This window comes from Actinacidiphila sp. bgisy167, from assembly GCF_057707665.1.
In genome coordinates this window covers 47,406-59,750 of sequence record NZ_JBYIQP010000006.1, presented here as the reverse complement: position 1 = coordinate 59,750, position 12,345 = coordinate 47,406, and the positions used below count along the sequence as shown (strand labels likewise).

10 protein-coding genes are annotated in these 12,345 nt (G+C 74.3%); 4 read left to right on the top strand and 6 right to left on the bottom strand.

What is annotated here, in order from left to right; genetic code table 11:
- The first annotated feature begins 90 nt into the window (after window positions 1-90).
- Window positions 91-1,281 carry an acyl-CoA dehydrogenase family protein gene (locus tag AC3ET4_RS03870; protein ID WP_431945854.1) on the top strand — a complete coding sequence of 397 codons (1,191 nt, stop codon included), beginning with the start codon at window positions 91-93 and terminating at the stop codon, window positions 1,279-1,281.
- On the top strand, window positions 1,278-2,402 hold the full coding sequence (locus AC3ET4_RS03865; protein WP_431945852.1) for an acyl-CoA dehydrogenase family protein: 1,125 nt from the start codon (window positions 1,278-1,280) through the stop codon (window positions 2,400-2,402). Before AC3ET4_RS03870 ends, AC3ET4_RS03865 begins: the two co-directional genes overlap by 4 nt.
- Before the next feature lies 1 nt (window position 2,403).
- Here AC3ET4_RS03865 and AC3ET4_RS03860 read toward each other — a convergent pair whose 3' ends face one another.
- From AC3ET4_RS03860 to AC3ET4_RS03840, 5 genes are all read right to left on the bottom strand, one after another.
- Complete coding sequence (locus AC3ET4_RS03860) at window positions 2,404-3,222, bottom strand: TrmH family RNA methyltransferase (protein WP_431945850.1); 819 nt, start codon at window positions 3,220-3,222, stop codon at window positions 2,404-2,406.
- 45 nt (window positions 3,223-3,267) lie between these two features.
- Window positions 3,268-4,515 (bottom strand): uroporphyrinogen-III C-methyltransferase, encoded by a 1,248-nt coding sequence (gene cobA, locus AC3ET4_RS03855; protein ID WP_431945848.1) that lies wholly within the window; start codon window positions 4,513-4,515, stop codon window positions 3,268-3,270.
- 182 nt (window positions 4,516-4,697) lie between these two features.
- Window positions 4,698-7,865 carry a nicotinate-nucleotide--dimethylbenzimidazole phosphoribosyltransferase gene (gene cobT / locus AC3ET4_RS03850; RefSeq protein ID WP_431945846.1) on the bottom strand — a complete coding sequence of 1,056 codons (3,168 nt, stop codon included), beginning with the start codon at window positions 7,863-7,865 and terminating at the stop codon, window positions 4,698-4,700.
- A 251-nt stretch (window positions 7,866-8,116) separates the two neighbouring features.
- Entirely contained in the window at window positions 8,117-9,325 is a 1,209-nt protein-coding gene (gene cbiE, locus AC3ET4_RS03845; RefSeq protein WP_431945844.1) for a precorrin-6y C5,15-methyltransferase (decarboxylating) subunit CbiE, read from the bottom strand.
- Window positions 9,326-9,427: 102 nt separating this feature from the next.
- Window positions 9,428-10,072: a GNAT family N-acetyltransferase gene (locus AC3ET4_RS03840; protein ID WP_431945842.1), complete on the bottom strand. Its 645-nt coding sequence runs from the start codon at window positions 10,070-10,072 to the stop codon at window positions 9,428-9,430.
- Between the two features lie 215 nt (window positions 10,073-10,287).
- Here AC3ET4_RS03840 and AC3ET4_RS03835 point away from each other — a divergent pair, with 215 nt between their 5' ends.
- Both AC3ET4_RS03835 and AC3ET4_RS03830 read left to right on the top strand, forming a co-directional pair.
- Window positions 10,288-11,055 (top strand): class I SAM-dependent methyltransferase, encoded by a 768-nt coding sequence (locus tag AC3ET4_RS03835; protein ID WP_431945840.1) that lies wholly within the window; start codon window positions 10,288-10,290, stop codon window positions 11,053-11,055.
- Window positions 11,056-11,093: 38 nt separating this feature from the next.
- Window positions 11,094-11,480 (top strand): MmcQ/YjbR family DNA-binding protein, encoded by a 387-nt coding sequence (locus tag AC3ET4_RS03830; protein ID WP_431945838.1) that lies wholly within the window; start codon window positions 11,094-11,096, stop codon window positions 11,478-11,480.
- Between the two features lie 31 nt (window positions 11,481-11,511).
- On the opposite strand, the gene AC3ET4_RS03825 is transcribed toward AC3ET4_RS03830, so the two are convergent.
- Window positions 11,512-12,342: a MetQ/NlpA family ABC transporter substrate-binding protein gene (locus AC3ET4_RS03825; protein ID WP_431945836.1), complete on the bottom strand. Its 831-nt coding sequence runs from the start codon at window positions 12,340-12,342 to the stop codon at window positions 11,512-11,514.
- Window positions 12,343-12,345: the final 3 nt, after the last annotated feature.

Sequence of the window (12,345 nt, the reverse complement as noted above, 5' to 3'; positions counted from 1 at the left end):
CTTCGACAACCCACCAGGGGGTGACGGGAGGCCACTCCGCGGGTTAATTTCTAAGCGCTTGCTTAGCGCTACGCACACGCGGAGGGACGCATGCGCATCACGGTCACACCGGAGGAGCTGCGCGAGCGCGTGCGCGCGCTGCTGGCCTCCCACCATCCGGCGGCGACGGACCGCCTGGACTTCCTGCGGGCCCGCTTCGACGCCGGTCTGGCGTGGGTGCACTACCCGGAGGGCCTCGGCGGCCTGGGCGCACCGCGCCCGCTGCAGGGAGTCGTGGACGCCGAACTCGCGGCCGCCGGGGCGCCGCACAACGAACCGCGCCGGATCGGCATCGGCCTCGGGATGGCCGCCCCCACCGTGCTCCGGTACGGCACCGAGGAGCAGAAGGCCCGCTTTCTGCGCCCCCTGTGGACCGGGGAGGAGGTCTGGTGCCAGCTGTTCAGCGAGCCCGGAGCGGGCTCGGACCTCGCCGGCCTGCGTACCAGGGCCGTGCGGGACGGGGACGACTGGCTGGTGACGGGCCAGAAGGTGTGGACGTCCAACGCCCACAGCGCGCGCTGGGCGATCCTCATCGCGCGCACCGACCCGGACGTCCCGAAGCATCAAGGCATCACCTACTTCGTGTGCGACATGACGGCCCCGGGCGTGGAGGTGCGGCCGCTGCGGCAGATCACGGGTGAGGCCGAGTTCAACGAGGTCTTCCTGACGGACGTGCGGATCCCCGACGCCCATCGCCTCGGCGAGGTCGGCGACGGCTGGAGCGTGGCGCGGACGACGCTGGTGAACGAACGGGTGGCCATCGGCGGCAGCGCGCTCCCCCGCGAGGGCGGGATGATCGGCACCGTCGCCGCGACCTGGCGGGAGCGGCCCGAGCTGCGCACCCCCGATCTGCACGACCGGCTGCTTCGGCTGTGGGTGGACGCCGAGGTCACCCGGCTCACCGGAGAACGGCTGCGCCAGCAGCTCGCGGTGGGCGCGCCCGGCCCCGAGGGCTCGGGCATGAAGCTGGCGTTCGCCTCGCTGAACCAGCGCGTCAGCGGCCTGGAGGTGGAACTGCTCGGCGAGGACGGACTGCGCTACGGCGACTGGACGATGACCCGTCCGGAGAGCGTCGACTTCTACGGCCGCGACGCCGGCTACCGCTATCTGCGGGCCAAGGGCAACTCGATCGAGGGCGGCACCTCCGAGATCCTCCGCAACATCATCTCCGAGCGTGTCCTCGGCCTGCCCGCCGAACCCCGTACGGACAAGGACGTCCCCTGGAAGGACCTGCCGCGATGAGCGCCGACCTGCTCTACTCCGACGTCGAGGACGACCTGCGTGCCGCTGTGCGCGCGCTCCTCCTCGACCGGTGCGACCCGGCGGAGGTCCTGGCGCGCTGCGAGGGCGCCGCGCCGTACGACACCGCACTGTGGCGGACGCTGGCCCGGGAGGTGGGGGTCGCCGGGCTGCTGGTGCCGGAGAAGCTCGGCGGCCAGGGCGGCTCCGCGCGGGAGGCCGCGGTCGTGCTGGAGGAGCTGGGGACGTTCGTGGCGCCCGTGCCCTTCCTGGGCAGCACCGTGCTGGCCACGGCCGCCCTGCCGGTGGCCGGCGGCGCTGCGTCCGAGGCCCTCGTGGCACGGCTCGCTGAGGGCGAGCAGACCGCCGCCCTCGCCGTGCCCCTGTCCTCGGCGCCGGGGGCGGACGTCTTCCGGGGGGTGCGGGCCGACGCGGACGGCGTCCTCGTCGGGCGTGTGACCAGCGTCGCCGACGCGACCGCCGCGGACGTGCTGGTCGTGCCGGCGACCGGTCCGGACGGGCCCGGGCTGTACGAGATCCGTACGGACGCGCCCGGGACGGCCCGCTCCGCTCCGGTGCCGCTCGATCTGACCCGGCCGATCGCGGACGTCTCCTTCGACGGGGCGGCGGCCCGCCGGCTCGCCGGACCGGGGACTGCCGCGGCGGCCGTGGAACGGGCCCTGCTGACGGGGGCGGGGCTGCTGGCGTCGGAGCAGGTGGGCCTGGCCCAGTGGTGCCTGGACGAGACGGTGGCCTACCTGAAGGAACGCCGCCAGTTCGGCCGCCCCGTGGGTTCCTTCCAGGCCCTGGGGCACCGGCTCGCGGACCTGTGGCTGGAGGTCGTCCAGGCCCGAGCCGCCGCGCGCAACGCCGCCGACGCTCTCGCGGGCGACAGAGCGGACGCCCCGGTCGCGGTGGCCGTGGCGCAGGCGTACTGCGCGCCGGTCGCCGTGCGGGCCGCCGAGGAGTGCGTCCAACTGCACGGAGGCATCGGCATGACCTGGGAACACCCCGCCCACCTGCGCCTGAAGCGGGCCAAGGCCGACGAGATCGCCCTGGGCACGCCCGGTCGCCATCGGGCGGCCCTCGCCGCGCTGGTGGACCTGCCGGCCGCGGCGGGCTGAGTCAGTCCCGGGGGCGACCGGACGCCACCGCGTAGAACGCGACGGCGGCGGCCGCCCCCACGTTCAGGGAGTCCACCCCGTGCGCCATGGGGATGCGGACCCACTCGTCGGCCGCGGCCAGCGCCCGCTTCGACAGGCCGTCGCCCTCGGCGCCGAGCATCAGCGCCACGCGCTCCAGCCGGTGCGGGGCGGCCGCGTCGATGTCGGTGGCCTGCTCGTGAGGGGTCAGCGCGAGCAGCCGGAAGCCCGCCTCACGCACTGTCTCCAGGTCGCGGGGCCAGGCGGCCAGCCGGGCGTAGGGGACGGAGAAGACGGCGCCCATGGAGACCTTGACCGACCTGCGGTACAGAGGGTCGGCGCAGTCCCGGGAGAGCAGGACGGCGTCCATGCCGAGGGCGGCGGCGCTGCGGAAGATGGCGCCGATGTTGGTGTGGTCGTTGACCGACTCCATGACGACGATCCGCCGCGCCCCGCCCAACAGGTCCCCGGCGTCGGGCAGCGGCTTGCGCTGCATCGAGGCGAGGGCGCCGCGGTGCACGTGGTAGCCGGTGACCCGCTCGGCGAGTTGCGGGCCGACCACGTAGACGGGCGCCTCGGCCTCGTCGATGACGTCCCGCATGACGTCGGCCCACTTGGCCGACAGCAGCATGGAGCGCATCCGGTAACCGGCCTGGCCGGCGCGCCGGATGACCTTCTCGCCCTCCGCGATGAACAGCCCTTCCGCGGGCTCGCGGCGCCGGCGCAGTTCGACGTCGGTGAGGGAGGTGTAGTCCCGAAGGCGCGGGTCGTCGGGATCCTCGATGGTGATGAGCTCAGCCACAGGTGATACTGCCTTGTCCGAAGTGCGGTGCCGCCGGCACCTTTGTCACTGCTCCCCGTCGGCCGCGCGGTCGCCCACGGCGACGACCTCGCCGACGACGATCACCGCGGGCGGCCGGATTCCCTCCGCCACCACCCGCTCCCCCACGGTCGCGAGGGTCGCGTCGACGCGGCGCTGCGCCGCGGTCGTACCCTCCTGGATCACCGCGACGGGGGTGTCGCCGCCCCGGCCGTGCTCCACGAGCGCCGTCGCGATCGGGCCGATCCGCTCCACGGCCATCAGCAGCACCAAGGTGCCGCGCAGCCGGGCGAGCGCCGCCCAGTCCACCAGCGACCGCGGGTCGTCCGGAGCCACATGGCCGCTGACGACGGTGAACTCGTGGGCCACTCCCCGGTGCGTGACCGGGATGCCGGCGGCGGCCGGGACGCTGATGGAACTGGAGATGCCCGGCACGACGGTGCACGCGATACCCGCCTCCGCCAGCGCCTGCGCCTCCTCCATGCCGCGTCCGAAGACGTAGGGGTCCCCGCCCTTGAGCCGCACGACCGCCTTGCCGGCCTTCGCGTGCTCGATCAGCGCCGCGTTGATCGCCTCCTGCGCCATCGCCCGGCCGTAGGGGATCTTCGCCGCGTCGATCACCTCGACGTGCGGGGGCAGTTCGTCGAGCAGGTCGCGCGGGCCGAGGCGGTCGGCGATGACGACGTCCGCCTCCGCGAGGAGCCGGCGCCCGCGCACGGTGATCAGGTCCGGGTCGCCCGGCCCGCCGCCGACCAGGGCCACGCCCGCAGTCCTGCCCCGGTGCTGCGGCGCCGCGAGGGAGCCGTCGCGCAGGCCCTCCACGATCGCGTCCCGCACGGCCGCCGAACGCCGAGGGTCCCGGCCGGTCAGGACGGCGACCGTCACACCCTCGGTACGGCCGGTCGCCGGGGTCCACGCGGTCGCCGCGTCGGCGTCGTCGCTGCGCACGCACCACACCCGGCGATCCTCCGCCTCCGCGGAGGCCGCTGCGTTCGCCTCGGGGTCGGTGGTGGCGATCAGCGCGTACCAGGCGCCGTCGAGGTCGCCGGGCCGGTAGCGACGGCGCTCCCAGCGGATCTCGCCCGCGGCGGCCATCGCGTCGACCGACGGCGTCGCGGACGGGGAGACGAGGACGACGTCGGCCCCGGCCGCCACCAGCGGCGGCAACCGGCGCTGCGCGACCTGGCCGCCGCCGACGACCACTACGCGCCGGCCCGCGAGGCGCAGTCCGACGGGGTAGGCGGGCGGGTCGTTGCGGTCCTCGGCGGCGGTCATGGCGATGCGGCTCCTCGGGTGTGCCTCGCGGCGTGACGGGGTTGCGGGGGCGACCCTGCCCCGCCCCAACCCTACGGTGCGGGGCGACCGCGCCGCAGCGCCCAAGATCACACCTGCGGCGCGCCCGCGGTGGGCCGCCGGGTGCGGGGCGTCACCCCGCCCCACCTCGAGGACCGCCCGCGTCAGGACTTCTCCGTGACCCCCGCGGAGTCGAAGGTCGCCACCTCGCGCATCGCCCGCGCGGCGCTCTGCACCAGCGGCAGCGCCAGCAGCGCGCCGGTGCCCTCGCCCAGCCGCAGGTCGAGTTCGACCAGCGGCCGCAGCCCCAGCTTGGTCAGCGCCGCGCGGTGGCCGGGCTCCGCGCTGCGGTGGCCGGCGATGCAGGCCGCGAGGACCTCGGGGGCGATGGCGCGGGCCACCAGCGCGGCCGCGCCCGCGCTGACGCCGTCGAGGATCACCGGCGTCCGCAGAGAGGCCGCGCCGAGCAGCAGGCCCACCATGGCCGCGTGCTCGAGGCCGCCGATCGCCGCGAGGACCTCGATCGGGTCGGACGGGTCGGGCTGGTGGAGTTCCAGGGCGCGCCGCACGACGTCGATCTTGCGGGCGTGCATCTCGTCGTTGATGCCGGTGCCGCGCCCGGTGACCTCCGCCGGGTCGACGCCGGTGTAGACGGAGATCAGGGCCGCCGAGACAGTGGTGTTGGCGACCCCCATCTCCCCTGTCAGCAGCGCCTTGTTGCCCGCGGCCACGAGGTCGCGTGCGGTCTCGATGCCGACCTCGATCGCGCGCAGGGCCTCCTCGCGCGACATGGCGGGCCCGGCGGTCATGTCGGCGGTGCCCGGACGGACCTTGCGGGGCAGCAGACCCGGAGTGCTGGGCAGCTCGGAGGCCACGCCGACGTCCACCACGCACACCTCGGCGCCCACCTGGTTGGCGAAGGCGTTGCACACCGCCCCGCCGCCGAGGAAGTTGGCGACCATCTGGCCGGTGACCTCCTGGGGCCAGGCGGTGACGCCCTGGGCGTGCACCCCGTGGTCCCCGGCGAAGATCGCGACGGCCGCGGGCTCCGGGATCGGCGGCGGGCACTGCCGGGACAGCCCGCTGAGCTGCGCCGAGATGATCTCCAGCATGCCGAGCGCGCCGGCCGGCTTGGTCATCCGCTTCTGCCGCTCCCAGGCCTCGCCGAGTGCCTTGGCGTCCAGCGGACGGATGCCGCGCAGGGTCTCCTCCAGGAGGTTGTGCGGCTCCTCGCCGGGCAGCGCCCGGTTGCCGTACTCCTCCTCGTGGACGACCCAGGACAGGGGGCGCCGCTTGGACCAGCCGGACTGCACCAGTTCGGGGTCCTCGGGGAACTCGTCGACGTAGCCGACGCAGAGGTACGCGACGACCTCGAGGTGCTCGGGCAGCCCGAGTTCGCGGACCATCTCGCGCTCGTCGAAGAAGCTGACCCAGCCGACGCCGAGGCCTTCGGCGCGTGCGGCGAGCCAGAGGTTCTCCACGGCGAGCGCCGACGAGTACGGGGCCATCTGCGGCTGGGTGTAGCGGCCCAGCGTGTGGCGGCCGCCGCGGGTGGGGTCGGCGGTGACGACGATGTTGACCGGGGTGTCGAGGATCGCCTCGATCTTCAGCTCGCGGAACTGCTTGGCGCGGCCCTTGGGCAGCGACTTGGCGTACGCCTCGCGCTGCCGCATGGCGAGTTCGTGCATGCGCTCGCGGGTCTTGGCGGAGCGGATGACGACGAAGTCCCACGGCTGCGAGTGGCCGACGCTCGGCGCGGTGTGCGCCGCCTCCAGCACGCGGATCAGCACCTCGTGCGGGATCGGGTCCTTGCGGAAGCCGTTGCGGATGTCCCGGCGCTCGCGGATGACGCGGTGCACCGCGTCCCGCACGGCCGGGTCGTACCCCTCGGCGGCGGGCGCCGGCGGCAGTTGCTGCTCCGCCTCGTCCTTAGCCGACGGCGCCTCCGGGTCCACGGATGCCTCCGGGTCCACGGGCACCTCGGAATTCTCGGACGCCGCGGGCGCTTCGGGCTCCGCGGGCGCTTCGGGCTCCGCGGGCGCTTCGGGCTCCGCGGATGCCTCGGGCTCCGCGGATGCCTCGGGCTCCGCGGGCGCCTCGGGCGCCGGGTGCGTCTCGGCTTCCGGCTGCGTCTCGACGGCGGCGACCGGGGTCTCCTCCGGCGCGGCCGCGGCGGGGGCGGACACGGGCTCGGCGACGGGCGCCGCGGACTCGGGCGCGGGCTTCGGCTCCACGACCGGCGCGGGCTCCGCCACGGCCTCGGCGGCCGCCGGTCCCTCCACCGCGGCCGGCTCCGGCACCGCGGCCGGCTCCGGCACCACCACGAACTCCGGCGTCTCCTGGACGACCGGCGCCACGGGCACCCCGGCAGCCGGCTCCATGCCGAACGGCAGCGGCTCGTCCGGGGTCTCCAGCGACGGCACGGGCACGGCCACCGGCTCGTTCCCGGGCTCGGACGCGGCCGCCGGCTCAGGAGCGGCCACGACGGCCTCGGGCGCCGGCGTCGCAGCCCCGGCCGGGGCCTCGTCGCGGAGGACGTCCAGGTACTCCGGTCCCGTGGTGGGCGGCCCTGACTGCCGCATGGGCGCCGGGGCGGGCGCCGGGGTGGCCGGACCGCGGTCGGCCAGGGAGCGCACGATGCCGCCGCCGTTGGAGGGGTCCGGGATCGGGGGGCCCATGTGGAGCGGCCGCCGCGGCGGTACGGGGGCGCTCTGGGCGGCCTCCTGCACCTGGGCCTGGGCCGGCACATGGGGTCGCGGCTCGGGCTCGGGCTCCTGACCCTGCACCGCGTCCTCGGCGGGCGCGGGCTGCTCCGGGACCGGCATCCCCGGGGCGACCGGAGTGTCGGTGCGGACCGCGGAGTAGTCGAGGGAGACCGAGTCACGGCCGCCGCTCTCGTGGGCGCCGCGCTCGATGCCCTCGGGTGCGCCGGGGACGCCGTGCGGGAAGTGCTCGACCGGCAGGGCGGGGGCGGTTGCCTGCGCGGGGAACGGCGCGGGCGGCGTCACGGGAGCGGGCGCCGGAACGGGCTGCGGCGGAACGGCGGGCGCCGGAACGGGCTGCGGGGGCACGGGCTGCGGATCGGCCCAGGACCCCTGCAGACCGGGCATCAGCAGGATCTCCTCGTCCTCCTCGACCGGCGCGGGGCCGGACGGCTGGTCGAGGTAGTGGTACCCGGGAGGAACCGGCGCGGTGAGCGGATCGACGTCCCACAAAGGGACGGACTGCTGCTGCGCGCCGCTGCCGGGCAGGTCGGCGTGCGGCTGCAGAACCGCTTCTTCGCCTGCGTTCTCCGGCAGTCCCTCACCCGGGACCTGGCCGGTGTCAGTCATGCGTGCCCCTCGCCCATCGGTTTCGCTCCTTCCATCGCTGCGCCGAGCACACTGCCCACTCAGAGAACGAGCGCGGGCGGCAACCGGCACGACGACTGCGATCGACCGGGCCTGACCAATCCTGATCAGCCCTCACGCGACGTCAATGCGCGACGACGGCGCAGCGGTCCGTCAGCCTACCGCGCGTGTGCCCGCGCGTGCGCAGGGGGGTTCACCTCAAACCGGTGCCAATACGGGCGCAACCCACCGGCTCACCTGCGGTGTCCGAGGAGCGCGAACACCACGGCCCGCTCCCGCTCGCGCCACTCGTCATTCAGCTCGACTGCCTGCAACAACGCACGCTCCACCGTGTATCCGCCCTCGTCGAGGGCGCGGCTGACGGCTTCTGCCTCGTCCCGGTTCGCGGCGCTCGCGGCGATTCGCTCCGGCCGGCGCGCGGCGCAGGCCGCGACGACCTCCGGTCCGCCGCCTCCGATGCGCACGATGTCCGGTTCCGGAAGGTCTTCCAGCACGTGCGGCGCACGGCCCCGGACGACCCGCACCCGCACCCCGAAGTCCCGTGCGGTTCCCTCGATCCGGTCGCACGCCGCGGCGTCGGCCTCCACCGCGATGACGGCCGCGCCGAACCGCGCCGCCTCCACGGCGACGGCGCCGCCGCCGGCGCCGATGTCCCACAGCAGGTCGCCCGCCCGCGGCCCGAGCCGGGCCAGTTGCAGGGCACGCAGTTGCGCCGGGCCGTCCTCGGGCGTGTACCGCTCGGTGGGCAGGGCCCAGCCCCGTACCCGGTCGGCCGCGGCGGGGTCCCCGCCGGCCAGCCAGCCGGACTGCGCGGGGGCGGGCACGGGGGCGGCGGCCGGGGCGGCGCCGACGACGAGGACGACGTTGGGGTCCCGCCAGGTGTGGTCGGCCACCTTGTCGGAGGTGAGCACGGTGACCTGTTCGTGCTCGGTGCCGAGCGCCTCGCAGATCACGAAGGTGCGGTGCTCGTCGCCGAGCAGCAGGGCGAGTTCTGTCGGTCCGGCCCCGGGCGCGGTCAGCACGGCGACCTTCGGGTGGGCGCGGCAGACGTTGACGGCCCGCCGCAGGGTGCGGGTGTGCGCGACGACCACACGGGCGTCGTCCCAGGGCATGCCCGCCCGGGCGAAGGCCTGGGCGACCGAGGAGACGCCGGGGACGACCTCGACCTCCAGCCCGTACTCGGGGGCACGCAGGGCGCGGACGACACCGAAGAAGCCGGGGTCGCCGTCGGCGAGGACGACCGCGGTGCCGCGGTGCCGCGCGATGCGGCGGGCGGCCAACTCGATGCTGCCCAGCACGATCCGCTCGGCTTCCTGCGGCACGAAGGGCAGTGCCAGATGGTGCCGGGTCCCGGCCACCAGGGTGGCGGCCGACAGCGCGGAACGCGCTGCCTCGCCCGGTGGTGATCCGTCCCACCCGATCACGGTGACACGGTCTGCCATCGTCGTCCTGCCTCCAAGGCGCGTCGCGGTGTGGTTCCCCGGGGGTGCGGTGTTCCCGGGGTGTGCACAGTACCCCGGCCGGGTTGCCGCGCCGCCGGGTGCTCACCGCCAGTCGGCGTAGGCCGCGTAGTCGGAGCCGTCGGCGGACTCCTCGGCGAGGCCGTCGAGGTCCTCCGGGAGCAGGCTCCACACGATCAGGTCCGTGCGGACGTGCTCCCAGCGGCCGCCGGGCTCCCCGTGCGGCCGGGTGCGGACCAGGCCCGCGCTGCGCAGCACGCCCTCGCTGATGCAGCCGATCTTCTGCGCGACCTGCTGGGAGGCCGCGTTGTCCGCCGCGGTGCGCAGTTCCAGGCGCTCGAACTTCTGGTCGTCGAAGAGCCACTGGGCGACGGCGTGGACGGCCTCCGCGGCGTAGCCCTCGCCGCGCGCCCAGGGGGCGATGGTGTACCCGACCTCGCTGCTGCGCAGGCGCCAGTCGGTGCGCTGCAGGTGGACGATGCCGACCAGGCGCTGGGTGAGGAACTCGGTGACGGCGAGCACGATGCCGTGCCCCGCCGCCCGCTCGGAGGGGGCGAGCTCGGTGATGAACGCGCGGGCGTCCGCCGCCGTGTACGGATGCGGCACGGAGGTCCACGCGACCACGGCCTCGTCGTTCATCATCTCCGCCAGGGCGGGGATGTCGGACTCCTCGAACAGGCGCAGCACCAGCCGCTCCGTACTGATGGAGATCTCCGGGAAGCTGGTCATTCGACGCTCCGTAGCCAGGGCATGGGTGAAGTGCACAGCATGCAGCATCCACCGGTTCACCCGCGGGACCGGGTCCGCCGCCAGGGGCTGCGCGGCCGTCGTCCCCAGGGTACGTGCAACCCTTCCGGCGACGGGAGCAGTTGGTGCGCTGTTCTCCGGCTTTTCCGCAGGTCCGCTCCTCCTGTGGCCATAGGGTCCTGCTACCGTCTGCCCGCGTGACGGTGCACCACGCAGCAGGAGTCGGATATCAGCGGGCCGCGGGTGTGTACGAGCGGTCGCGGCCCTCGTACCCCATGGCGGCCCTGGCCGAGTTGGCGGACGCGCTGCCCCTCGAGGCGGGCCGTACGGTGGTCGACCTGGGCGCCGGCACCGGCAAGTTCACCCGGCTGCTGGCCCTGACGGGCGCGGAGGTGATCGCCGTCGAGCCGGTGGCGGAGATGCGGGAGCGGCTCGCGCAGTTGCTTCCGGGGGTGCGGGTGACGGCGGGGACGGCCGAGGCCACGGGCCTGCCGGACGGGTGCGCGGACGCGGTGGTGGCGGCGCAGTCCTGGCACTGGTTCCGGGAGGAGGAGGCCCTGGCGGAGGTCGAGCGCCTGCTGCGGCCGGGCGGTTCGCTGGCGCTGGTGTGGAACACCTACGACACCTCCGTGCCGTGGGTGCGGGACTACCAGGACATCGTCTTCCGCCTGGCGCCGCGCGATCTGCCGAGCCCGCTGGACGGCGGCTGGCGCAAGGCCTTCACCGACCGCGCGGGCTGGTCGCGGGTGCACGAGCGGCACTGGCCCAACCCGCACTCGACGACGGTCTCGGACGTCGTGGAACGGATGACCTCCTCGAGTCACATCGCGGTGATGGACCCCGCCGAGCAGGAGCGGGTGCGGTCCGAGGTGGAGGCGGTGCTGGCCGGGCACGACGCCACGCGCGGCAGGGACGCCGTGGAGATGCCGTACACCACGGACGTGTACTGGGTACGGCGCGGCTGAGGTCACACGCCCGGCCGCGGAGGCTGTTGGATGGGCGGATGGACGCAGATCGGCTCAGGGAGCTGTGCCTCGGTTTCAACGGCGCCGTGGAGGACAGGCCGTTCCCGCGCGACGTGGAGGTCACCGTCTTCAAGGTCGGCGGGAAGATCTCCGCCATCAGCGCGCTGGAGGGCGCGCCGCTGAAGGTGAGCCTGAAGTGCGAGCCGGAGCTAGCGGTGCGGCTGCGGGGCGAGCACGCGGCGATCGTGCCGGGATGGCACCTGAACAAGCGGCACTGGAACACGGTGACGCTGGACGGCTCGCTGCCCGACGCCATGGTGCGCGAACTGGTCGAGGACTCCTACGACCTGGTGGTGGCCCGGCTGCCGCGGGCGGAGCGGCTGCGGCTGGACTGGCCGGGGTCGGCGGGGGACGACGCGCGGTGAGCGCGCGGCCCGTCCCCCGCCGCGGGGTGGGTCAGAAGGAGGGGATGACGGAGCCTGCGTATGTGTCCTCGATGAACTTCTTCACCTCGGGCGAGGTGAGCAGCTTCTTGAGCTTCAGCACCCGCGGGTCCTTGTCGTGGCCCTCCTTGACGGCGAGGAAGTTGCCGTAGGGGTTGTTCTCGGCGGACTCCAGCACCAGGGCGTCCTGGGCGGGCTTGAGGCCCGCGGAGATCGCGTAGTTGCCGTTGATGACGGCGGCGTCGACATCCTGCAGGGCGCGCGGCAGCTGGGCGGCCTCCAGCTCCTTGATCTTCAGGTTCTTGGGGTTGCCGGTGATGTCGGCGGGGGTGGCCTCGTTGCCGACGCCCTCCTTGAGGGTGATCAGGCCGCCCGACGCAAGCAGTTTCAGGCCGCGGGCCTCGTTCACCGCGTCATTGGCGACGGCTATCGTGGCGCCGCTCTTGATCCCTTCGACGGACTTCAGCTTGTCGGAGTACAGGCCCAGCGGCTCCAGGTGCACGGTGACGACGGGCACGATGTGGGTGCCCTTCTTCTTGTTGAAGTCGTCCAGGTAGGGCTGGTTCTGGAAGTAGTTCGCGTCGACGGAGCCGTCCTCGGTCGCGGTGTTCGGCGTCACGTAGTCGCTGAACTCCTTGACCTCGAGCTTGAGCCCGGCCTTCGCCGCCAGGTGCTCCTTGACGTAGTCCAGGATCTCCGCGTGCGGGACAGGGCTCGCGGCGACGACGAGCGGGTCGCTCGCGCTGTCCTTCGTGTCGCCCGAGTCCGCGCCGCAGGCGGCGAGGCCGAGGGTGAGGCCGGCGGCGGCGAGGACAGCGGTCGTGATCTTTGCAGGGGTACGCACGAA